Raw genomic sequence first — 22,772 nt, forward strand, 5'->3', positions numbered from 1 at the left:
GCTGGTGCCCCAAGCGCGAGGGCTGCCTCTGACGGGCCACTCGCGGCCTCTTTATGCAAGAACGTGCATAGTCGCCAAAGTGCATAGACCGGCCCTCTGCGGCCCTCGTACGGTCGTCCTGAACGGCTCCACCGGGAGCCGCGGACAGGGGAGTGGATATGTCCGAACGTGCAGAGCTGACCCGACTGACCGGCAACGGGAACGGCGAGTGCGGCGAGGACGACTGCCCGAACGTGTACCGCACCGAGCGGGGAACGTTCATCGTGCAGGGCGACGTGTCCGACGCCTTCGCGCCACCGCAGGGAGAGGGGCTGGTCGAGATTCCGGAAAGCGTCCTCCGGGAGGCGTTCCGTGCTCTTGGATGGTGACGAGTGGCGGGCGACGCTCCGGGAATTCCAGTCGGAAGCGTGGCGGCTGGAGACCTTGCCGCAGTACCTCGTCCCCCAGGAGACCGAAGAACTCGAAGCGTTCCGGGCCGGTAAGCGAGTCGACCCGCACACTTACTCATCCGCGTACACCGAGAATCTGAAGCGGATACGAGGGGAGGGGAAACGAAAGGGACGAGTGCACATCGTGACCCGTCCGCTTTCCGAGTACCTGCGGTTCGAGTTCTCGCGGTACTACGCCCCGCATGTGTTGGCCGGCGAGGACATCCGAATTCTCGACGTAACGGACCGGGAGAACCCCCTGCCGGGAGTCCAGGACTTCTGGATGTTCGACCGTTCGAGGGTCGTCCTCATGCACTACGAGGAAGACGGAACGCAGATCGGCCGGGAGCTGTACGAGGGCGACCCGACGCCGTTCATCGAATACCAGCGGGTCGCGATCGCCGAGTCGGTGCCGTTCTTGGAGTACGTGAACGAGTGACGTTCGAGCCCGAGCAGCTCGGCCAGTCCGGTCAGGAACTGGCCTCGATGCTCCGAGACCTGCGCAAGCGAGCCGGACTCTCCGGGGTTCGGCTCGCCGCGCGCTGCAACATGTCGCAGTCCAAGGTGAGCCGCATCGAGAACGGTAAGGTGCGGCCGTCCCTTGTCGACGTCGAGCAGATCCTCCGAGCCCTCGATGCGCCACCGAGCATGGTCGCCGAGGTCTTGGCACTCGCCAGGATGGCCAACACGGAGTGGAGGAACCTGCGGGAGCTGCGCCGTAAAGGGCTCGGGACGAGGCAGACGGAGCTGAAGGCGCTCGAAGCGTCCTCGACGCACATGCGGTACTTTCTGCTCTCGATGGTTACCGGCCTGCTGGCCACCCCGGAATACGTGCGGGCGAGCCTCGCTCACTCCCCGGCGGACACGAGCAAAGCGATAGCGGGAAAGCTGGAGAGGCAAGCTGTCCTCTACGACACATCGAAGCAGTTCACGTTCATCCTTACCGAGCAGGCGGTCCGCTGGCCCGTCGTTTCTCCACTGGCGCTGGCTGAACAGATGGATCGCCTGGCCTCGCTCACCTACTTGCCGAACGTGCGTATCGGAGTGATCCCGATGGGGACTCCTACTCCCACGAACCCGCTGAACACCTTCACCATCTATGACGCATCGCTGGTCACCATCGAGACCTCGGCGGGCAGTCTCGTGCTGCACGACGGCCGAGACATCCAGAGCTACCTGAAGGAGTTCTCCGGGTACGAGGAATCCGCCCTATTCGGTGAAGCGGCCAGAGCGAGACTTGCCGAGTGGTCGGCTGCGTGCCGCTCTTGATCTTTACCCCACAACGCGACTAAAGCGCGAACCGGCGCACGTCTCGCGGGAGTATCGCTGCCGCACAGGCAGTCGGCGGAAGGTCGTGCAGTGAGCACAAGGAAGACGACGATGGCGGGGCCGGTGAACTTGGCACTCCCCCTCCCGCTCCCGGAGCCGGCACCGGGGTGTGATGTGTGCGGGGCACTGGTCAAGCAACGACAGGAAGCGCGCGACAGAGGAGACCTGTCGGCGGCGACAGACGCCGATGTCGAGATTCGCAACCACCCGCACCGGACGCGGAGGCGCTGAAGCGGTGGACATGCAGACATGGCGAGACGCCCGTACGAGAGCCGTTGAGGCGGCAGAGACTCTCCGGTCGGCACTGGCGGCCCTCGGCCTTCCTGAGAGCGTCTGGGGCTCTGTTCGCCCCACAGTCACCCACAAGGGTGCGGCGTACGTACACGTGGGCATGGTGCGAGCGGAGGCCGCGGAGCGGATCGCGGAAGCTGTGAGGACCACGGGGAGCCCTCGATGACCCGCTCCATCCTTCGGTACGTGACGCACCGGATCACACAGCACCCGGACACGGACGTCACGTACGAGGCCGAGTGTCTGCGGTGCGACTGGAAGGCCGGGCCTTCGGAGGACGGGGCAGCCGTCGACCTGGAGTGCATGCGGCACACCGGCAGGGCCGGGCACCAGAGCTTCCGGCGAGTCTGTACATCCCTCGCCCTGGTCGTGCGGACTGAGTAGCGGCGACCTGTCCATCTGGACACGGCGCGTTGGCCCAGGCAGGCAAGAGCCCCCGCGTCTTACTTGCCCCATGGGGTGGGGGGTGACCCCCCAGAGGGGAACTGGGGATCGCCAGGTCATAGCAGCCGAGATTCCGCCACGGTTTCCAGGTCGATCAGAACTCTCTGATCAGGACTTGGATCACGCTCTTGAGCAGTAGAGTTGTCAGGCTGTTTGGGGTGGAATACCGGGCGCGCGGACACGCGCGCCGCTGACTGTGATGGGGTGCGGAGCGAGTTGGCTACGGCTACGACGACGGTGCACGACGTACTCAGGGCGATCCGTAACGGAGCCACCGGGAACAGGGACCGCGGTACCCGCTTCGAGGAGCTCATGGTCCAGTACCTGAGCACCGACCCGCAGTGGACCGAGCAGTTCACCCGAGTGTGGATGTGGGCCGACTGGCCGGGTGCGGAGCAGGACAAGCGCGACACCGGTATCGACCTGGTCGCGCAGGACCGGGAGACTGGCGGTTTCTGTGCCATCCAGTGCAAGTTCTACGAGCCGCACCACACGGTTCGCAAGGAGGACATCGACTCCTTCTTCACGGCCTCCGGCAAGGGCGTCTTCACTCGCAGGATGATCATCTCCACGACGGACAAGTGGAGCGTCCATGCGGAAGAGGCACTGGACGACCAGCAGATTCCGGTCACCCGGATAGGGCTGTCCGACATCGCGAACAGCCCGGTCGAGTGGCACCTGCCCGCGGAGGGCATCGACCACGAAGTTCAGATGACGCTGCGGGAGAAGAAGAGCCCGCGTCCGCACCAGAAGGCGGCGATCGACGATGTCTTCGCCGGCTTCACCAAGCAGAACCGCGGCAAGCTCATCATGGCCTGCGGTACCGGCAAGACCTTCACCAGCCTGAAGATCGCCGAGCGGTTGCAGCAGGAGCGTGCCGAGGCCGGTCAGGGCGAGCACACCACTGTCCTGTTCCTGGTGCCCTCCATCGCCCTGCTCTCGCAGTCACTGCGTGAGTGGTCGTACGAGGCCGAGGTTCCGCTCCGCGCTTTCGCCGTCTGCTCCGACGCCCAGGTCGGCAAGCAGAAGGCTCAGGGTGACGACAAGGACATGTCCACCCACGACCTCGCTCTGCCGGCCACCACCGACCCGGACCGGCTGGTCGCGCAGATGGCCAGCGTCGAGGCCGTCCCCGGCCTGACGGTGGTGTTCTCCACCTACCAGTCGATCGCCACGGTCTCCGCCGCCCAGAAGAAGGGTCTGCCCCGGTTCGACCTGATCCTCTGCGACGAGGCTCACCGCACCACTGGCGTCACCCTGTCCGGCCATGACGAGTCCGCGTTCGTCCGCGTCCACGACGACAGCTTCATCGGCGCCGACCGCCGCCTGTACATGACCGCCACCCCGCGCGTGTACAGCGACGACACCAAGCAGGAAGCCAAGGGCGCCTCCGCGGCCGTCGCCTCGATGGACGACGAGACCAAGTACGGTCCTGAGTTCCACCGCCTCGGCTTCGGCAAGGCCGTGGAGCAGGGGCTGCTCACCGACTACAAGGTCCTTATCCTCACGATCGACGAGGGTGTGGTCGCTAAGACCCTCCAAGAGGGTTTCGCCGGCGGCGACTCCGAACTGCGGCTCGACGACGCAGCTAAGATCATCGGCTGCTGGAACGCCTTGGCCAAGCGCACCGGCACCTTCGCTGATGGTTCCGGGTTTGGCAAGGACGAAGCACCGATGAAGCGGGCCGTCGCGTTCTCCCGCTCCATCGCCGACTCCAAGGCCATCATGGAGCGGTTCAACGAGGTCGTTGACGCGTATGACGACGCTGATGACGACGTGTTGCACTGCGAGGTTGAACACGTCGACGGTACGTTCAACACCCTGCGGCGTAACCAGCTCCTTGACTGGCTCAAGCAGGACCCTGGCCAGAACAACGCCCGCATCCTGTCTAACGCCCGTTGCCTGTCCGAAGGTGTGGACGTTCCGAGCCTCGACGCGGTGTTGTTCCTCAACCCGCGCAACTCCGTCGTGGATGTCGTCCAGTCTGTTGGACGTGTCATGCGCGTGGCGCCGGGTAAGAACTACGGCTATATAATCCTGCCCGTCGCTGTCCCCGCGGGTGTCTCACCGGAGAAGGCCCTTGCGGACAACCAGCGCTTCAAGACCGTCTGGCAGGTCCTCCAGGCCCTCCGCGCCCACGACGACCGCTTCAACGCGACCGTCAACCAAATCGAGCTGAACAAGAAGAAGCCCGACATCATCGGCCACGGTCACATCGGTGCCGGCGATGAGGAGGTCGGCGATAGGGACGGATCCAGTACCGCAGACAGCGCCAAGGCTGCCAAGGAGCAGGAAGCCCAGAACGCTCAGCATGTTCAGGACGCCTTGTTCTCCGTAAGCGACTGGCGCGAAGCGATCTACGCTCGCATCGTCGACAAGGTCGGCGAGCGCCACTACTGGGAAGACTGGGCAAAGGACATCGCCCAGATCGCCGACCGGCACGTCACCCGTATCAAGGCTGCCCTGAACATCCCAGAGAAGCAGGCTGCTTTCCAAGAGTTTGTCGCTGAGTTGCGCGCCACCATAAACCCCGGTGTCACCGACTCCAGCGCCATCGACATGCTGGCGCAGCACATCATCACTAAGCCGGTGTTCGACGCGCTCTTCAAGGACTACGCCTTCACCGAACACAACCCGGTCTCCAAGGCGATGCAGCGCATGCTTGATGTCCTCGACGACCAGGGCTTGGACGCCGAGGTCAAGACACTGGAGGACTTTTACCACTCGGTGCGCGTCCGCGCTGAAGGCATCGACAACCACGAAGGCCGCCAGCACGTCATCGTCGAGCTGTACAACAAGTTCTTCAAGACTGCTTTGCCTAAGACCGCTGACGCGCTCGGCATCGTCTACACCCCGGTAGAAGTCGTCGACTTCATCCTGCGATCTACCGAGCAGGCCCTGACTAAGCATCTCGGCCGCTCACTGACCGACGAGGGCGTCCACGTCATCGACCCGTTCACCGGGACTGGCACCTTCCCGGTGCGGCTGCTGCAGTCCGGCCTTATCAAGCCGGAGGACCTAGCACGCAAGTATGGTGAGGAGCTGCACGCAAACGAGATCGTGCTACTCGCCTACTACATCGCGGCGATCAACATCGAAGCGGCCTACGCCGACCTCGCTGGCGAGAAGGACGCCTATGTGCCCTTTGAAGGCATCGTACTGGCTGACACCTTCCAGCTTGCCGAAGGCGGTGCTGCGAAGCTTGATGGTTTGGACGTGTTGGAAGGAAACAGTGAGCGGGCGAAGCGGCAGCAAAGGCAGAGGATCACTGTCGTGGTCGGCAACCCGCCGTACTCTGTGGGGCAGGACAGCGCAAACGATAACAACCAGAATTTGAAGTATGAGACGTTGGATGAGCGCATCTCGAAAACCTATGTTGCTCAGTCCAGTGCGAAACTAAAGACTTCCCTCTACGATTCATACGTTCGCGCCATTCGCTGGGCATCAGATCGAATCAAGGATGAAGGAGTCGTCGCCTTCGTCTCGAACGGCGGCTACATCGACGGAAATACAGCGGACGGCCTGCGAAAATCTCTAACCGATGAGTTCGATGCGATCTACTGCTACAACCTGCGCGGTAATCAGCGCACCTCCGGGGAGCTATCCCGTAGGGAAGGTGGCAAGATCTTCGCCTCGGGCAGTCGCAACACTGTTGCTATCCTGATCTTGGTAAAGGGCGGACTGGGTAGCGTCTCCGCGAAGAGTTGCGAACTGTACTATCGCGATATTGGTGACTATCTAAGCCGTGAGGACAAGCTCCGCATTCTCGACTCGCAAAGTCTGAACACCGTGAACTGGGAGCGAATCAAGCCGAACGCGGATGGGGACTGGATCAACCAGCGCGACGAGCGCTTCTCGACCTTCCAAGCCATTAGTAGGAGCGGCAAGGATGGCGAGGCGGGGGGAATCTTTTCCCTGCACTCCAGTGGGATTAATTCCGCTCGTGACTCTTGGGTTTATAACTTCTCTAAGGGGCGCCTTGAGGAGAACATGGAATCCATGATCGATTTCTATAACGATCAAGTCGTTGGTTTTGCGGAGCACTGTGCCGCTCGCGGCATCGCTGCACCTCGACCTGCGGACGTGGATCATTACATCGATCTGGATCCGAAGAAAATTAGCTGGGACCGGGCCGATAAGGCGAGGATCGCGAAGGGGGAACGGTATGTATTCCGGGTGGACAGGATATTCTCGTCGTCCTATCGCCCCTTCACGCGCCAGCATGTTTACTTTGACCGGAAGCTCAATAATACGGTTTATCAACTTGATCACCTGTTCCCGACACCCCTACATCGCAACTTTGGGTTCTACATCACAGGAACTGGTGCTGACGAGCCGTTCTCTTTGCTGATGGTGGATGGCGTACCGGACAGGCATGCAGTCGGAACTAAAAGCGTCGGCCCGCACTTCGCTCGCTACACATACCGAAAGCTGGCTGTTGAGGGCGGATTTGATTTCGATGAAGATGGCGGAGGCTATGAGCGCGTTGATAACGTCACTGATGCAGCCTTGACTGACTACCGTAAGGCGTACACCGGGTCAGCCATTACTAAGGACGACATCTTCTACTACACCTACGGCCTGCTCCACTCCTCGGAGTACCGCGAGCGTTTTGCTGCGGACCTGAAAAAGTCCCTGCCGCGCATCCCGAAAGTCCGGGACTTCCAGGGTTTCGCTGAGGCTGGCCGTAAGCTTGCTGACCTGCACCTGGGGTACGAGCAGGCCGAGCCGTACAAGGGCATCGTCGAGACGGTGACCGGCGACGCATCCGCCACGCCTCCCAGCGAGCTGTACCGGGTTGCCAAGATGAAGATCCCGAAGGTCAAAGGGCAGGCCGACCGGTCGACGATCGTCTACAACACTCGGGTCAAGCTGACCAACATCCCCGAGGAGGCGTACCGCTACCAGCTTGGTGCTCGCTCCGCGATCGAGTGGATCATCGACCGTTATCAGGTCAAGGTGGACAAGGCATCGGGGATCGTCAACGATCCCAACGACTGGTCTGACAACCCGCGCTACATCATCGACCTGCTCAAGCGGATCGTCACGGTCAGCTTGGAGACGATGAAGATCGTGGACAGCCTCCCCGCGCTCGACATCTTGGAGTAGAGCTGAGTACCGACGAGTTGACTGGAGGATGCTCCACAGTCCTGGTAGCGACGGCGAAGCGATGCGAGCAGGAGGCCGCGTAGCGGCTCCCGCTATGGCGGCGCCTTACACAGCGTGGCCCTCCAGGGGCGATGGCGTCTTTCGGAGTGCTGTAGCTGACCTTGGCCGGTAAGTGCGCTCTGTCAGTGCCTCTGTGTGCCCCGGCTGCCGGCGGATGCTCCGTTACACCACACCAAGGGACATGACTGCGGGGTAGGCCGAGTAGCCGTGCGAGGCACGCTCAAGGCCGGTTCGACAGCCGATCAGCCGCCGACGGTACGAGTGAGTCATCGTCGGCGGCTGTTTCGTTTGCTCCTGCGCTGATTAATGATTAGTTGATTTCGCTCTCCTCCCTGCAGGTCAGGAGGTACTCTCCGAGCTAATGCGTGATGCTGGGTCGCGCGCTTGCGTGTAGGCAGGAGAAGGTAGATGGCCAAGGGGCATAAGTGCCCGGTGTGCGGCACGCACACGGTGCACCCGATGAGCACCAACCGCATGAGGTGCTCCCAGTGCAAGTCGGTCTTCGACAAGACGATCTTCGGCAGCTAGCACAAGGGGCCGTCATCGCCAGTTGTAGGGGGCTACCCCAGCGGCAAGTGGGTGCGGTAGCGCCCCCATGTCCTGCTCGTTGGGAGGCCGCTGGCGGCTTAGCTTGCCGTTGTGGCGGCCTTCCGGCCGCCCCTGTCGCTGGCCTACTTGCAGGAGCCCATGCAGGAGGGGCGCTGCCGCGCCCCTCATCTGTTTGCCGTTGAGATAAGCGGCTTGGCCCTGTCGGCCCCGTAAGGGGCCGCACCGCTCTTGGCCTTTGCCCTCGGAGCTGGCCTTCGGCCAGCCCCGCTCTTTCCTGCCGTTGAGCCTACGGCTGACGGCCGCGGGAGCGGCCGACTGTCTAGGTCAGCACGTACTTGTATCTCTGCCTGCGCAAGCGCAGAGCGGAGCGAGGCTTGCCGAGCGGAGCGAGGTAGACGGTGGTGGTGACACTCTCTATAAGGGGACTGGGCCACCACCACCAGAGGTCAGGCTGCTTCTGTGGGCCTCCTGACCCACAGGCCGCCGGAGTGCGTCAGCAGCTCGGCGAGCTTCGGACGGATGGTTTCGGGCTTTCTGCCCACGTCCTGGGCGTACTTGTGTGCCAGTGCCTTGATGGAAGTCCCCTCCGGTTGCTCCCGGACGATCCGGTCCGCGAGGTCGAGGTGCCAGGGCTTCGCCTTGCGAAGGGGGACGACGTTCGGCCGTGTCTCTTCGAGTTCCCACAGGGGGACCTCGCTGTTCGCGTCGGCGCGGCGAACGGTGACCTTCAGGTCGAGCTCTTCGCGTGCCCGGTTGATCGCCGTCTGGATGCGGCGCCCCTTCTTGCCGGAGTTGCGGAGGGTGATGAGTGACCGAGCGGCTGCACCGAACTGTCGTCCTCCGATCGGGGAGGACGCGACGGACATGCCCTCGGCAGTGCCCTTCGGGGTGTGGGTGACCAGCAGGACGGGGATGCCAGCCGAGCTGATGGGGCGCACGCTGCGCATGAAGCGTGCGGCGGCGGAGGGCTCGGAGATGTCCTCGCCAGGTGAGAGAGCGCCGATCACGTTGTCCAGGACGAACAGGCCGGGCCGCATCTGTACGAGGTCTTCCAGGACGCTGGCCCAGAAGCCGTCTCGTCCGGTGTCTTCGACGGGGAAGACAGTCACGCTGTTGTCCGGTACGGCGCCGGTGAGGCGGGCCTTCAGCTCCGCGCTGGCCCCTTCGTCGGTCACTCCGAAGATGATGTGGTCGAGGCGCTGGTGCACGGGCAGCCCGAGGAATTCGCTGTGTCCGTTGATCAGAGCGATGGCCATGCCCGCGGCGAGCAGGGTCTTACCGGCCTTGGGCTCTCCGGACAGCATCGTGATGCTGGTGGTGAGCAGGTCCCCGATGAGGAACGCCTGCTCGTAGGGGACGGTCTCGATCTGATCGAGGGTACGTCCGGTGTTGCTGATGACTCCCACGGGTGTGGGACTCCCTTCGGATATGCCGAAGCAGGGCGCAGCCGCGCCCGCTGTCCCGCCGGGTGGCGGGGCATGTACCTCCTCTCTGTGGCTGGAACGGGGATGACCGTGCTGGTCAGGCGGCGGCGGGGCACTCCCTGTCGAGCCACCTGTCGACTTCGGAGAGCCGGAAGCGCAGGCTGCCTCCGACCTTGCGCGACGGGATACCGAGAGCCCGGTGGTTGTTGTAGATCCACGCCGGCTTGACCGCCAGGTAGTCGGCCAGCTCGTTCACGGTCATGAGTCGCTTGTCCTGCAAGGGCTGATTCCTCCAGATGGGCGGACGGCTTTGCGGGGCCATCCTGATCTCCTGGTTGATCTATGTCAAGTCTAGATGTGTCACACCCGGAGTTGTCAGATGAGGATTAGCTGCATAGGGTTTCAGGCATGGAGATCACACACGGCGCTGGCAGCCTCCCCCTTCGGGAGGGGATCGAGATGGAGCAGCGCATCGGTTCGTGGAAAGTAGTCATGTGGAGGCCGATCACCTCCTCCTCGGGTGGCCCAGTGGAGATTCGGGTTGAGCCGCATGAGGACGGTGATCCCCAGGAGATCGCTCGGGGCATCTCAAGCACTGTTCTTCGGCAAGTCGACACGGGCGCGTTCATCGACGCGCTCGGTAGCACGGGACAACCGTCTGACGACGATGCCGAGAGGGAGGCGGAACGTCTTCGGGCAGAGCTGGCGGAGGCCTCGAAGCGGCTGTCGGACCGCTACCTGGCGATGCTCGCAGCCTTCTACGTGCGTGTGGTCGACATCGGGGAGCGGGCGCCGATCCAGGCGCTCGAAGAGATCACGGGCGCGAAGCAGCCCACGTTGAAGGGCCACCTCCGTGCTGCTCGGCAGCGAGGGTTCCTGACCAAGGTGGAGGGCAAGGCCGGTGGGCGCCTGACGGAGAAGGCGATCGGGATTCTGGAGGGGATGAAGGATGGCGAAGGTTCTCAAGAAGTGTGACTGCCGCAACCAGTCGCGGTGCTCACACCTGTGGACGGTCCGCTACAGGGAGCCGGGAGGGCGCAGCGGCCGTCAGCGTGAGAAGTCGTTCCCGACGAAGCGGGAGGCCGAGGACTTCGGCATCAAGGCGGAGAACGACAAGCGCGAGGGCGTCTACATAGACCACCAGCTCGGCCGTGTCTCCCTGCGCAAGTGGGCCGAGGAGTGGCTGGCCCAGCACCCGGTCAACGAGTCCACCCGCCGCAACTACCAGGGCTTCATCTCGAACCACCTGGAGCCTGCCCTGGGGGCGCGCACCATCGCCGGCCTGACGGTCTCGGACGTGAAGAAGTTCCAGACATCCCTGGCCGCGGACGGGCTTGCCGCCTCCACCATCAACGACCGCATGAACATCCTGCGGGCCATGATGGCGGCGGCCGTGAAAGAGCGGCGCATCCCGTTCAGTCCGTGCGACGGCGTACCACCGCTCAAGGAAGCGGGCGCGGCCGTCGACCCTGACGAGATACCGACCCTGGCCGAGGTGTATGCCATCGCCGCGGCCATGTCCGAGCAGTACCGGCTCACGGTGTGGCTCCAGGCGGGCGCTGGGCTGCGCATCAGCGAGACGCTGGGCCTGACCGCGGACTGCCAGAGGGACGGCTTCCTCCGGCTGCGCCGACAGATCAGCGCCAAGGCCAACCAGAGCGACTGCGTGACGCGCTTCGTGCCTCTGAAGCACCGCACTGCGGACGAGTTCCGGGACGTGCCGATCCCGCCGTTCCTCGAACAGGAGATAGGCAACCACCTGAAGCGCTGGGGCACGGTGGAGATCGACGGCCTGGAGGTGCTGTTCGCGCCGCGAGAGCGGGGCAAGGGGAAGATGCCCACGACCTCGACCTACGGCTACCACTGGGGCAAGGCGCTCAAGGCCGCGGGTGTGGTGAAGCCGGACGGCAAGCCCAAGTACACGCCGCACTCGCTGCGCCACTTCTTCGCCTCGACCGCTCTGGCGAACGGCGTACCGATCCACGAAGTGAGCCGCTGGCTGGGGCACCGGAACATCAAGACGACCGTCGACACGTACGGGCACCTGGTGCCGGAGGCGTGGGACCGCTGCCGGGACGTGATCCAGAAGGCGCTCCATCCTGGGACGCCCATGGCCATGGCGGCGTGAGGTGCTGACCTTGCGACACGGTGCTGACTTGGTGCTGACCCGACGCAGGGAAGAGGGGGCGGAGCCCTTGGGGATACTGGGGAGGAGGGGGCTTTTTGAACGTTCCGCTTCAACGTCTGACGGCTGAACCCAGGATCGGCCGAGTCGCCGGTCAGAGCAGGAAAACCCAGGTCAGGGGCCGGATCGCAAGGTCCGGCCCCTTCCTGTTCCCTCCTGCGGGTTCCGGGCTCTTCCGGGCCGTGCGCCGACTTGGCGCCGGCCGGAGACCGTGGGAGGTCAGACGGTGCGGACGACGGGGGCGGGCCTGATGCCCTGGGCATCGATGAGAGCGCGGACGCCGTCCGGGCCGGAGGTCCGGACGATGGCGCCGAGACCGGCCGCCATGACGACGACGGTGGCGTCGACGAGGTCGGCGGTTCCGGCCTTGCCGCAGAGAACGCCTGCGGCTTCGGCGGTTTCGAGGCCGACGGGCACGACGTGGCACCCGGCGAGGAACCTGCCGGGCCTGGCCCGCCGGCGGGAGTTCCGCCATGCCCGGCCGACGACAACGGAAGGGACGTGGACGTCCCGGCCGTCGTCGAGAGCCGGACGGTGACGGGCCCACAACGGCAGGGACCGCGTGACGCGGTACGGCGGCGGTCACCGAGCCCGTGCGGGCCCCCGGCGCGGCGGTGGGAGGATGCGGGGTGCGGAAAGGGGGGCAAGCCGGGTGGGGCGCAGCGAACGGGACGTGATCGCGAGAGGGAAGCGGCTGCACGAGGCGGCCCTGTCGGTGGTCGGCGACCACGGCAGGGCCGTCGAGGCGGTACGGGCGGCCCTGAGACCGATCCAGGACGAGGCGGTGGCACGGGAACTCGGTGCCATCCCCGTCGCCCGACTGCAGGAGGTCACCGAAGGGCGACTGCGCCTGGGGAGCGTCGAGAAGAGCGGACTGCGCACGGTCGGGCAGGTGCTCGACGCGGGTCCCTACCAACTGCGGCAGATCCCCGGGGTCGGCCGGCACACCGCCGAGCGGATCCTCGCCGCCGCCCGCCGGCTGTCCGAGGCCGCGCACGAGACCGTCGCCGTCCACATCGACGTGGACCGGCCGGAGCCGCGGACCACCGCGCTCGTCACGGCCCTGCACGTGCTGGTGGAGGCCGGCCCGGACGCCCGGCGCGCGGTCGACGTGGCCGGTGACCTGTCGAGACGGCTCGGTCCGCCGCTGGCCGACGCCGGGCCCGCCGCCGGGCGGCTGGGGATGCTGCTGGCCGGCCGGGACAAGAGGGCCCGCGCACTGGCGGCGGTCGCGGAGATCCGGTCGGTGGTGGACGAGGCGGATCGGGCGGGTGTCCCCGGGCTGCTCGCCCAGGCGTCGGTGGATCTGCTGCGGGTGCCGTCGAGCGACATCGCGGCCTGGGTCGACTTCGAACTCCGCTCCGCCGAGTACCACGGCCTGCTCGCCGAGATCTCCGGCCGCGCGCCCGACGCGGTAGCGGCCGAGGGATTCCTGCCCGAGGAGATCGCGGAGCGGGTCCGGAACCAGCGTCTCGACGACTCCCACCGCCGGGTCTCCCTGCGCGGTTACCAGGCGTTCGGCGCACGGTTCGCCCTGGCGCAGCGCAGGGTGATCCTCGGCGACGAGATGGGCCTGGGGAAGACCATCCAGGCGTTGGCCGCGCTGACGCATCTGGCCGCCGAGGGACAGAGCCACTTCATGGTCGTCTGCCCGGCGAGCGTCCTGGTGAACTGGACGCGCGAGGTCGAGGCCCGCAGCACCCTGCGCGTCATGGTCCTGCACGGCCCGGACCGGCACGACGCGTTCGCCGACTGGAAGGGGCGGGGTGGTGTCGGTGTGACCACCTTCGACGCGCTGCGTGGATTCCCGACCCCGGGCGGCGGGGAGATCGGCATGCTCGTGGTCGACGAGGCGCACTCCGTGAAGAACCCGAAAGCCCTGCGCTCCCAGGCCGTGGCCCGGTGGGCCGAGCGCTGCGAGCGCACCCTCTTCATGACGGGCACTCCGATGGAGAACCGCGTGGCCGAGTTCCGCAATCTGGTCCGGATGCTCGACCCCGACCTGGCGGAGTCCCTCGGCGACCGTGAGACGCCGGTCGGGTCCGTGGCCTTCCGCAAGGCCGTCGCCCCGGTCTATCTGCGCCGCAATCAGGTGGACGTGCTGACGGAACTGCCCAGCCTCCAGCACACGGACGAGTGGGAGGAGTTGAGCGCCTTTGACGAGGCGGCCTACCGCGAGGCCGTCCGTGACGGCAACTTCATGGCGATGCGCAGGGCCGCGTACCAGCACCCCGAGCAGTCCGCCAAGCTGGGCCGGCTCAGGGAGATCGTCCGGGAGGCCGGGGAGAACGGGCGGAAGACGGTGGTCTTCTCCAACTTCAGGGACGTGCTGAGCGTGGTGGAGGAGGCGCTCACCGCCGACGGCGCCACGGTGCTCGGTCCGCTCACCGGGAGCGTGCCGGCCGGACGGCGGCAGCGGATCGTCGACGACTTCGCGGCCGTCTCGGGTCCCGCGGTGCTGTTGGCGCAGATCCAGGCGGCGGGGGTGGGCCTCAACATGCAGGCCGCCTCCGTCGTCGTCCTCTGCGAACCCCAGGTCAAGCCGACCCTGGAACACCAGGCGGTGGCCCGGGCCCACCGGATGGGCCAGGTCAGGCCGGTCCGGGTGCACCGCATCCTCGCTCCCGGCGGGGTGGACGAGCGCATGGTGCGGATGTTGGAGAGCAAGACCCGTCTGTTCGACGCCTACGCTCGCCGCAGCGCCGTGGCGGAGGCCACCCCGGACGCGGTCGACGTGTCGGACACCGAACTGGCCCGTCGGATCGTCGAGGAGGAGCAGGAGCGTCTGGGCGTGGCGGACGGAACCGCGAAGCCCGAGTGAATCGGATCGAGTGAGGCAGCCGGCGCGGCGGGCGTCCCGAACCGGGGGCGGGGTCGGTGCGGTCGATCGGGGTGTGCGCCGCCCCTCGGCGGGGTCGGGCCATGTGGCGGGGCGACACGGCCGGAAAAGAAACGTGTTGACGGCATGTGACATGCGTGGGTCTTTCGTGCACGCACCCTTGTGCCTTTCCTGTGTATCGGCGAATCTTTCGGGCGGCGAATCATTGCGCACCGCATGGACGTGGTGGCTGGATTTGTCATGCGCATGCTTTCCCTCACAGGCGCACCCCACAGGAGGAGGACCCCACATGGCAGCGATGCGTCCCACCCGACGCAGACGTGCCCACATGGCCGCGGTGACCGCCGCGGCCCTGGCCATCGGCTTCGCGCCCGCGGCGACCGCCGTGGCCGCCCCACCCGCCGAGGGCGTCATCCAGAACGCCGGCGCTCCGGGAGCGATCAAGAACAGCTACATCGTGACCCTCGACGAGGACGCGGTCGACTCCGGCTCCTCGAAGGGCAAGTCCCTGGTGAGGAAGTACGGGGCCACGATCAAGCGGACCTACCACGAGGCGCTCAACGGCTATGCCGTGCAACTGACGGAGGCGGAGGCCAAGCGGCTCGCCGCCGACCCCGCGGTGGAGGCGGTGGCGCAGGACCAGAAGGTCTCCATCTCCGCCACCCAGACCAACCCGCCGTCCTGGGGCCTGGACCGGATCGACCAGCAGTCCCTGCCGCTCGACAACCGCTACACCTACCCGGACTCCGCCGGTCAGGGCGTGACCGCCTACATCATCGACACCGGGGTGCGAATCAGCCACGCCGACTTCGGCGGCCGGGCCGTGAACGGCTACGACGCCGTGGACGGCGACAGCGTCGCGCAGGACGGCAACGGCCACGGCACCCATGTGGCGGGCACCGTCGCGGGCACGTCCCACGGTGTCGCCAAGAAGGCGAGGATCGTCGCCGTGCGCGTGCTGGACAACAACGGTTCCGGCACCATCTCCGGCGTCGTCGCGGGCGTCGACTGGGTGACCCGGAACGCCGTCAAGCCCGCCGTGGCCAACATGAGCCTGGGCGGCGGCGCGAACAGCACCCTGGACGCCGCCGTGCGCAACTCCATCGCCTCCGGCGTCACCTACGCGGTGGCCGCGGGCAACTCCAACACCAACGCGTCGTCCTCCTCGCCGGCCCGGGTCGCCGAGGCGCTGACCGTCGGCTCGACCACCAACACCGACGCCCGGTCCTCCTTCTCCAACTACGGCAGCATCCTCGACATCTTCGCGCCGGGCTCGTCCATCACCTCGACCTGGCACACCTCGGACAGCGCCACCAACACCATCTCCGGCACCTCGATGGCCGCGCCGCACGTCGCCGGCGCCGCCGCGCTGTACCTGGGAGAGAACCCCGGCGCCACCCCGTCCCAGGTCGCCGCGGGCCTGGACTCCGCCGCGGTGACCGGCAAGATCTCCGGCCCCGGCACCGGCTCCCCGAACAAGCTGCTGAACGTGAACTTCGGCGATCCGGGCGACCCCGGTGACCCGGGTGACCCCGGCGAGCCGGGCGGCCGCTTCGAGAACACCACCGACTACCCCATCCGGGACTACAGCACGGTGGAGTCCCCGATCACCGTCTCCGGCATCAGCGGCAACGCCCCCTCGGACCTGAAGGTCGAGATCGACATCCGGCACACCTACATCGGTGACCTGCAGATCGACCTGGTGGCCCCGGACGGCACCGCCTACCGGATCAAGAACCTCTACGAGGGCGGCAGCGCCGACAACGTGATCGGCACCTACACGGTCGACGCCTCCTCGGAGACCGCCAACGGCACCTGGCGGCTGCGGGTCAGGGACAGCGGCTGGTTCGACACGGGCACGATCAACTCCTGGGCGCTGCAGTTCTGACGCGCCCGGCGAGTGAGTGACACGCGGGTGAACGACATGTGAGCGAGCGGCCCGGCGCCTCCGCGTCGGTCGGCCCCCATGGCCCGGCCATGGGGGCCGAAACCTGCTCTGAGCAGCACTTCATCACATCGGGTGAAACCCTGGCCGATTGTTGCGGATGAAAACGTTCCGTTGCCAAGCTGTTGCCCACCGTCAAGCTGTTGGGAGGACACGTGCCCTTCGGTGAGCAGCCCGCATACCTGCGTGTGGCCGGGGATCTCCGTCGGAAGATCGCCGACGGCACGCTGCCGCCGCGCACCCGGCTGCCGTCGCAGGCCCGCATCCGCGCCGAGTACGGCGTCTCGGACACCGTCGCGCTGGAGGCCCGCAAGGTGTTGATGGCCGAGGGGCTCGTGGAGGGCCGCTCCGGCTCGGGAACGTACGTGCGCGAGCGGCCCGAGCCGCGCAGGGTGTTCCGCACGGGCTACCGGACGGCCGGCGCGGTCGGCCCGTTCCGGCAGGAGCAGGCCGACGAGTCGGTGAGCGGCACCTGGGAGTCCCACAGCGAACAGGAGGAGGCGAGCCCCGCGATCGCGGAGCGGCTGGGCGTCAAGGAGGGGGAGCGGGTGATGCGCACCCGCTACCTCTTCCGGGTCGACGGGGAGCCGTCGATGCTCTCTACCTCGTGGGAGCCGCTGGCCATCACCGGACGCACCCCCGTGATGCTGCCGGAGGAGGGCCCCCTCGGCGGGCGCGGGGTGGTCGAGAGGATGGCGGCCATCGACCTGGTCGTGGACAACGTGGTGGAGGAGATCGCGGCCCGTCCGGGGGCGGCGGAGGAGATGATCGCGCTGGGCGGGGTGCCGGGGCACACCGTGTTGGTGATCGAGCGGACGTACCGCGCCGGCGGGCGCCCGGTGGAGACGGCGGACGTGGTCGTCCCGGCGGACAGGCACCGCATGGTGTACCACCTCCCCGTGCGCTGAGAAGCCCCCGCGCGCCCCCTCTCCACTCGCACACGTGGCCGAAATCATGCCGCATTGTGCCAAGGCGAATGCGGTGCGTTAAGTCCGGGCGTAGGCTCGGGCATATGCGGACCGGTGGATGGTCAGGTGACGGCGCGCGGCACGGAGTGCGGGGAGCGGGGAGCGTCCGATGAGCGAGAGCGGGATCGCGCTCCCCTGGATGGTGATCCGGCAGGACGCGAACGGGAACCGCTACTGCGTCGGCAGGTACGCCACCCGCGCCGAGGCGCACAGCATGGCCGAACGCCTGGGCGGGGCGCGGCCGGGCGGCGGCTCCGGCGCGGAAGGGGCGAGCGGGGGAGCGGAGGAACGGCGCTACATCGTCGAGCGCCTGCGGCGCGGAAACGGTGATCAAGCCTGACTCCAGGCACAATCGGGTATATGGACATTTAGTCCTTATTGTCAGGATGTGATGCCCGACGATGGCCCGAGCGTGGACGGGGACGGCGTGAGCGACACCCCCAGGTCATTCCAAGGCGCGGTCGAACGAGTGGCCACCTCGCTGCTCGACACCCTCCGCGTCGGTGTCGTCATGTTCGACACGGACGGGTACGTGCTGCTGTGGAGCCCGACGGTCGAGGAGATCCTCGGTTGGCCCGGCGAGCACATGGTCGGCCGTTACTACGGCGACTACCTCGTCCGCGGCACCTCCCCCACCGCCGCCCCCGTCGAGGCCGGCGGCATCTACGCCGCCCTCCGAAGCGAGCGGTACTGGCGAGGCATCCTCTGCGTGCGGCACCGCGACGGCCACACCGTGGAGGTCGAGGCCCGAGCCTCGCTGCTCACCCCCTCGAACGGCAAACCATTCATTCTGGCCAACATCGTCGAGACCTCCCGACTGCGTGCCGTCGAACACGACCTCGCGGCCCTCGACGCCCTGTTCGCCACCTCACCGCTCGGCATCGCCATCTTCGACACCGAGCAGCGGTACGTCCGCGTCAACGAGGCACTCTCCCGGCTCATCGGAAAACCGGTCGCCGACATCCTCGGCAGGACCCTCCACGAGGTCCTGCCGAGGCGCATGGCCGACGACCTCGCCCAGATCCAGAAGCTCGTGCTGGACACCGGCCGGTCCGTGGTGGACACCGTCGTCCTGAGCGCCGACGGGCATAGCTGGCACTCGGTGTCGTACGGCAGGCTCACCGGCCGTGACGGGCGCGTCCTCGGCATCAGCTCCACGATCATGGACGTCACCGAGCGGCGCGACGCGATGGAGAAGATCGAGCGCGCCCGCCAGCGGCTGAAGCTCCTCGACGACATCGGAGTGACCCTCGGCGACCTGCTCGACGTCCACCGGATCGCCAAGGCGCTCGCCCACTCGCTGGTGCCGCGCTTCGCCGACTACGCCGGCGTGATGCTCCACGCCGCCGTCGCGTACGGCGGGGAGCTGCCCCACCCCGACCACCCCCCGGAAACCCCGCTGCTCCAACTCGGCGCCGAGGCCAGGGAACACGGCCCGGACGTCGACGACCTGCTGCGGATCGGCCAGGACGTCGCCTTCGAGCCGGGGTCGATCTTCGACAAGGTGCTCACCTCCGCCGTGCCCCACCTGGTGCTGACCCAACACGAACTGCTCTCCGCCACCTACCCCGGCGATCCCAAGGTCCAAGCGGCCGTCGACCTGGGCATCCACTCGCTGATGGCCGTCCCCCTGCGCGCCCGCGGCACCGTCCTGGGGCTGCTGGTGCTCGGCCGCGTGAGCGAACGCGCTCCCTTCGACCGCGACGACCTCGCGCTCACCGTGGAACTGGCCGGACGCGCCGGGATCAGCCTGGACAACGCCCGCCTCTACACCCGCGAGCGCGAGAGCGCCCTGATGCTCCAGCGCAGCCTGCTGCCCCAACACGTGCCCTCCCCGCCCGGCGTGCGGGTCGCCTACCGCTACGTCCCCGGCAGCAGCAGCGCCGAGGCCGACGCCGTGGCGGGCGGGGACTGGTTCGACGTGATCCCCCTGGCGGGCGGACGGGTCGCCCTCGTCGTCGGCGACGTGATGGGCCACGGACTGCGCGCCGCGGCCACCATGGGCCGCCTCCGCACGGCCGTGCGGACCCTGGCCGGCCTGGACCTGCCGCCCGACGAACTGCTGCGCCGGGTGGACGACCTCGCCGACGACCTCGTCCAGCGGCCCGACGAACCCCTGATGGCCACCTGCGTCTACGCCGTCTACGACCCCTCCACCCGGCGCTGCACCCTCTCGATGGCCGGGCACGTGCCGCCGCTGCTGCTCACCGGGCCGGGCACCGGCACCTGGAACGTCGTCCCCGTGGAAGGTCCCGTCGGGCCCCCGCTCGGCGTCGGCGACGTGGAGTTCGAGACCGTGGAGCTGACCGTGGAGGAGGGGGCCGTCCTCGTCCTCTACACCGACGGGCTGATCGAACACCGGGGCGAGGACATCACCGAGGGCCTGGACCGCCTGGTGTCCCTGCTCGGCGGCCTCCCGGCCCAGGCCTGTCTGGAGGACACCTGCGACCGGGTCCTCGCCGACCTGGAACCGGGTGACGAGTCCGACGCCCCCGGCGCCCGCGGCACCGTCGACGACGTGGCCCTGCTCCTGGCCCGACTCGGCGGCCTCCCCGAGGGCAGCGCCACCTCCTGGGTCTTCCCCGCCGAGACCCCCGCCGTGCGCCGGGCTCGGGACGCCGTCCGCGAGACCCTGCGCGACTGGGGCCTGGACGCGCTCGTCGACGACACGGTGCTGCTCGTCAGCGAACTGGTCACCAACTCCATGCGCCACGCCCACGGCCCCATCGGCGTGCGCATGGTGCGCGGCACCTCCCTGCTCGTCGAGGTCTCCGACCCGCTGCCCGCGCCGCCCCACGAACGCACCGCCGGCGTCGACGACGAGGGCGGGAGGGGCATCCAGCTCGTGGCCCGCGGCTCGCGCCGCTGGGGAACGCGGCACGGGCCGATCGGCAAGACCGTCTGGTTCGAACTGCCGCTGCCCTGAGAGCGATGGGCGCGTTCCCACCGCCCTTTCCGGAATCGAGGCCTCACCTGCGCCTTGACGCTGTGTCGAGAACACCGGAAAAATGCGCCACGCCACGTGTCCCCGCTCCCGGCAGCCCTTCGCCGCCGGGCCGGTCCGCAGGCCGCACCGCCGTGGCGTGTGGTTCGAGCCGACTCCGTCTGGTTAGGAGAGAGGGGGGAACGGGACTGGCGCGGAGCTCCGTCGAGAAGAGACGGGGCCGCGCGGTGAACGGGACCGGTGTGTCCGGGCGGTTTGGGCCCGGAGCACCGGACCGGTACAGGAAGGGGCGGCGTTGAGCGACATTCCAGCCGAGGCGGGAAAGCCGGACGACGTCCGCCGGGCCCTGGCCCTGTTGAACGCGGCGGGAGCCCGGATAGGCAACTCTCTCGACCTGGACACCACCGCCCGCGAACTGCTCGACGTCGCCGTACCCCAGTTCTGCGACCTGGCCTCCGTGGACCTGTTCCCCGAGGTGTTCTCCGGAGAGGACCCCCGGGCCGGAGAGGGCCTGGACGGAACCCGCCCGCTGCGGCGCGTGGCCTTCGCCAGCGCCGTCTCCGACGGGCCCATCACCCTCGGCCGGCGCACCGCCGGCGCCCCCGACCCCGACCCCGTCGAACTCGGCAGCATCCACCGCTATCCCGCCGGCTCCCCCTACGCCGACGCCCTCCGCACCGCCCGTGTCCAGCGCGCCACGGGCACCCTGGTGCAGTCCACCCTGGCCGTGCCGATGGTCGCGCGCGGCCGGGTGCTGGGGCTGGTCCAGTTCTCCCGCACCAAGGGCAGCGAGCCCTTCGGTGAGCGCGACGCCGCCCTCGGCGCGGAACTGGCCGCCCGCGCCGCCGTGTGCGTCGACAACGCGCGGCTGTACCGCAGGGAGCACGAGCGCGCCCTCATACTCCAGCGCAGCCTGCTGCCGCCGGACGACCCGGAGGCCGCCGGACTCGACATCGCCTGCCGCTACCTGCCGGGCAGCGCCGCGAGCGAGGTGGGCGGCGACTGGTTCGACGTCATAGAGCTGCCCGGCCACCGCACCGCCCTGGTGGTGGGCGACGTGATGGGACGTGGCCTGCGCGCGGCCGTGGCCATGGGCGAACTGCGCACGGCCGTACGGACGCTCGCCATGCTGGACCTGGAGCCCGCCGAGGTGCTGGGCGCCCTCGACGAGATCGCCCGCGGACTCGGCGCCCCCCGCCGCGGACGCGGCGAACGGTCCGGCCCTGCCGCCGGCTCCCGTGCCGGAGGCAGGATCGGTGACCTCTCCTCGGGCGGCAGGGCCAGTGACCCCTCCTCGGGCGGCAGGGTCGACGACCTCTCCGAGGTCTACCTGGCCACCTGCATCTACGCCGTCTACGACCCCGTCACCCGCCGCTGCACCTTCGCCAACGCCGGACACCTGCCGCCCGCGGTCGTCGAGCCCGGCGGCGGACGGCCCGCCCGGCTGCTGAAGGTCCCCAAGGGCGTGCCGCTGGGCGTGGGCGGCGAGCCCTTCGAGGAGATGGAGGTCGAGCTGCCGGACGGCGCCCTGCTCGCCCTCTACACCGACGGCCTGGTGGAGTCCCGCCGGCAGCCGCTGGAGGAGGGGCTCCAGGCGCTGCGCGTCACCCTGGCGGGTGCCGAACGTCCGTTGGAGGACGTCTGCGACGGAGTGCTGGGCGCCCTGGAGACCCACCACGGCGAGGACGACATAGCCCTGCTGCTGGCCCGGATCCACGGGCTGCCCGAGGGCTCGGTGGGGGACTGGAGACTCCCCGCCGAACCCCGCTCGGTCGCCCGCGCCCGCGAACTGGCGTGCCGTCGGCTCGCCGAGTGGAAGCTGGACGACCTCGTCGACACCGCCGAACTGCTCGTCAGCGAACTGGTCACCAACGCCCTGCGCCACGGCGAAGGGGACATCCGACTGCGCCTGCTGCTGGACCGCACCCTGGTCTGCGAGGTGTGGGACACGGGCCTGGTCCAGCCGCGCCGGCGCCGTGCCCGCGACACCGACGAGGGCGGGCGCGGCCTGCAGCTCGTCGACCTGCTCTCCGCGGGCTGGGGCAGCCGTCGCACCCCCAAGGGGAAGATCGTCTGGTTCGAGCTCGACCTCCCCCGTGAGGGGGAACCCAAGCCGCCGGACACGGCGGAGGCCCTGCTGAGCCTGTTCTGAACGGGCGGGTACCGAACGGGCGAGCACGGCACCGAGAGCCCGCACCGTCCGCCGGCCCGGACCCCCGCGCCAACGGGCCGGTGACGTGGGCGAGTTCCACGGGCC

The 22,772-nt window shown here is 67.8% G+C and carries 16 protein-coding genes; 13 read left to right on the top strand and 3 right to left on the bottom strand.

Annotated features, from left to right (window positions below; translation table 11 throughout):
* Positions 1 to 158 precede the first annotated feature (158 nt).
* The 5 genes from IF47_RS0103420 to IF47_RS0103440 all read left to right on the top strand — a co-directional run bounded on the left by IF47_RS0103420 (position 159) and on the right by IF47_RS0103440 (position 7,601).
* On the top strand, positions 159 to 368 hold the full coding sequence (locus IF47_RS0103420) for a hypothetical protein (protein WP_030408348.1): 210 nt from the start codon (positions 159 to 161) through the stop codon (positions 366 to 368).
* The gene (locus IF47_RS0103425; RefSeq protein WP_031506485.1) at positions 352 to 867 is read left to right on the top strand and encodes a DUF6879 family protein; all 516 of its coding nucleotides are present in this window, start codon (positions 352 to 354) and stop codon (positions 865 to 867) included. The genes IF47_RS0103420 and IF47_RS0103425 overlap by 17 nt, the downstream gene beginning before the upstream one ends.
* Positions 864 to 1,697, top strand: coding sequence for a helix-turn-helix domain-containing protein (locus IF47_RS0103430; protein ID WP_031506487.1), 834 nt, complete (start codon positions 864 to 866; stop codon positions 1,695 to 1,697). The genes IF47_RS0103425 and IF47_RS0103430 overlap by 4 nt, the downstream gene beginning before the upstream one ends.
* Before the next feature lie 513 nt (positions 1,698 to 2,210).
* Complete coding sequence (locus tag IF47_RS32240; protein WP_031506488.1) at positions 2,211 to 2,432, top strand: DUF7848 domain-containing protein; 222 nt, start codon at positions 2,211 to 2,213, stop codon at positions 2,430 to 2,432.
* A 372-nt stretch (positions 2,433 to 2,804) separates the two neighbouring features.
* On the top strand, positions 2,805 to 7,601 hold the full coding sequence (locus tag IF47_RS0103440; protein WP_211257154.1) for a DEAD/DEAH box helicase: 4,797 nt from the start codon (positions 2,805 to 2,807) through the stop codon (positions 7,599 to 7,601).
* A gap of 1,055 nt (positions 7,602 to 8,656) precedes the next feature.
* Here IF47_RS0103440 and IF47_RS0103455 read toward each other — a convergent pair.
* Together IF47_RS0103455 and IF47_RS27410 are read right to left on the bottom strand one after the other, a co-directional pair.
* Positions 8,657 to 9,616, bottom strand: a complete 960-nt coding sequence (locus IF47_RS0103455) for an AAA family ATPase (RefSeq protein WP_031506490.1) — start codon at positions 9,614 to 9,616, stop codon at positions 8,657 to 8,659.
* Positions 9,617 to 9,731: 115 nt separating this feature from the next.
* A complete protein-coding gene (locus IF47_RS27410) occupies positions 9,732 to 9,914 on the bottom strand; it encodes a helix-turn-helix domain-containing protein (protein WP_037731817.1) in 183 nt (60 codons plus the stop codon).
* Between the two features lie 128 nt (positions 9,915 to 10,042).
* On the opposite strand from IF47_RS27410, the gene IF47_RS0103465 reads away from it, so the two are divergent.
* Positions 10,043 to 10,609, top strand: a complete 567-nt coding sequence (locus IF47_RS0103465) for a hypothetical protein (RefSeq protein ID WP_051716901.1) — start codon at positions 10,043 to 10,045, stop codon at positions 10,607 to 10,609.
* Positions 10,584 to 11,762 (top strand): tyrosine-type recombinase/integrase, encoded by a 1,179-nt coding sequence (locus tag IF47_RS29155; protein ID WP_078591528.1) that lies wholly within the window; start codon positions 10,584 to 10,586, stop codon positions 11,760 to 11,762. Before IF47_RS0103465 ends, IF47_RS29155 begins: the two co-directional genes overlap by 26 nt.
* A 276-nt stretch (positions 11,763 to 12,038) precedes the next feature.
* Here IF47_RS29155 and IF47_RS31400 read toward each other — a convergent pair whose 3' ends face one another.
* The gene (locus IF47_RS31400; RefSeq protein WP_245640976.1) at positions 12,039 to 12,236 is read right to left on the bottom strand and encodes a hypothetical protein; all 198 of its coding nucleotides are present in this window, start codon (positions 12,234 to 12,236) and stop codon (positions 12,039 to 12,041) included.
* A gap of 235 nt (positions 12,237 to 12,471) precedes the next feature.
* Between IF47_RS31400 and IF47_RS0103480 the strand changes: the two genes are divergently transcribed.
* The 6 genes from IF47_RS0103480 to IF47_RS0103505 all read left to right on the top strand — a co-directional run bounded on the left by IF47_RS0103480 (position 12,472) and on the right by IF47_RS0103505 (position 22,667).
* On the top strand, positions 12,472 to 14,640 hold the full coding sequence (locus tag IF47_RS0103480) for a DEAD/DEAH box helicase (RefSeq protein WP_245640977.1): 2,169 nt from the start codon (positions 12,472 to 12,474) through the stop codon (positions 14,638 to 14,640).
* Positions 14,641 to 14,947: 307 nt separating this feature from the next.
* Positions 14,948 to 16,546: a S8 family peptidase gene (locus IF47_RS0103485; RefSeq protein WP_031506499.1), complete on the top strand. Its 1,599-nt coding sequence runs from the start codon at positions 14,948 to 14,950 to the stop codon at positions 16,544 to 16,546.
* Positions 16,547 to 16,758: 212 nt separating this feature from the next.
* Positions 16,759 to 17,511, top strand: a complete 753-nt coding sequence (locus IF47_RS0103490) for a GntR family transcriptional regulator (protein ID WP_031506501.1) — start codon at positions 16,759 to 16,761, stop codon at positions 17,509 to 17,511.
* 169 nt (positions 17,512 to 17,680) lie between these two features.
* Positions 17,681 to 17,911 carry a hypothetical protein gene (locus IF47_RS27420; RefSeq protein WP_037731819.1) on the top strand — a complete coding sequence of 77 codons (231 nt, stop codon included), beginning with the start codon at positions 17,681 to 17,683 and terminating at the stop codon, positions 17,909 to 17,911.
* Positions 17,912 to 17,962: 51 nt separating this feature from the next.
* Positions 17,963 to 20,497 (top strand): SpoIIE family protein phosphatase, encoded by a 2,535-nt coding sequence (locus tag IF47_RS0103500; RefSeq protein WP_031506503.1) that lies wholly within the window; start codon positions 17,963 to 17,965, stop codon positions 20,495 to 20,497.
* Positions 20,498 to 20,810: 313 nt separating this feature from the next.
* On the top strand, positions 20,811 to 22,667 hold the full coding sequence (locus IF47_RS0103505) for an ATP-binding SpoIIE family protein phosphatase (RefSeq protein ID WP_078591530.1): 1,857 nt from the start codon (positions 20,811 to 20,813) through the stop codon (positions 22,665 to 22,667).
* The last annotated feature ends 105 nt before the right edge of the window (positions 22,668 to 22,772 follow it).

Origin of the sequence: Streptomyces megasporus, from assembly GCF_000718985.1 — a bacterium.
Taxonomy (GTDB): Bacteria; Actinomycetota; Actinomycetes; order Streptomycetales; family Streptomycetaceae; genus Streptomyces; species Streptomyces megasporus.

Excerpts from the sequence above, each read along its gene's own strand:
- IF47_RS0103420 (WP_030408348.1), top strand. The coding sequence starts at position 159 with ATGTCCGAACGTGCAGAGCTGACCCGACTGACCGGCAACGGGAACGGC.
- IF47_RS32240 (WP_031506488.1), top strand. The coding sequence starts at position 2,211 with ATGACCCGCTCCATCCTTCGGTACGTGACGCACCGGATCACACAGCAC.
- IF47_RS0103440 (WP_211257154.1), top strand. The coding sequence starts at position 2,805 with ATGGTCCAGTACCTGAGCACCGACCCGCAGTGGACCGAGCAGTTCACC.
- IF47_RS0103465 (WP_051716901.1), top strand. The coding sequence starts at position 10,043 with ATGGAGATCACACACGGCGCTGGCAGCCTCCCCCTTCGGGAGGGGATC.
- IF47_RS29155 (WP_078591528.1), top strand. The coding sequence starts at position 10,584 with ATGGCGAAGGTTCTCAAGAAGTGTGACTGCCGCAACCAGTCGCGGTGC.
- IF47_RS0103485 (WP_031506499.1), top strand. The coding sequence starts at position 14,948 with ATGGCAGCGATGCGTCCCACCCGACGCAGACGTGCCCACATGGCCGCG.
- IF47_RS27420 (WP_037731819.1), top strand. The coding sequence starts at position 17,681 with ATGAGCGAGAGCGGGATCGCGCTCCCCTGGATGGTGATCCGGCAGGAC.
- IF47_RS0103500 (WP_031506503.1), top strand. The coding sequence starts at position 17,963 with ATGCCCGACGATGGCCCGAGCGTGGACGGGGACGGCGTGAGCGACACC.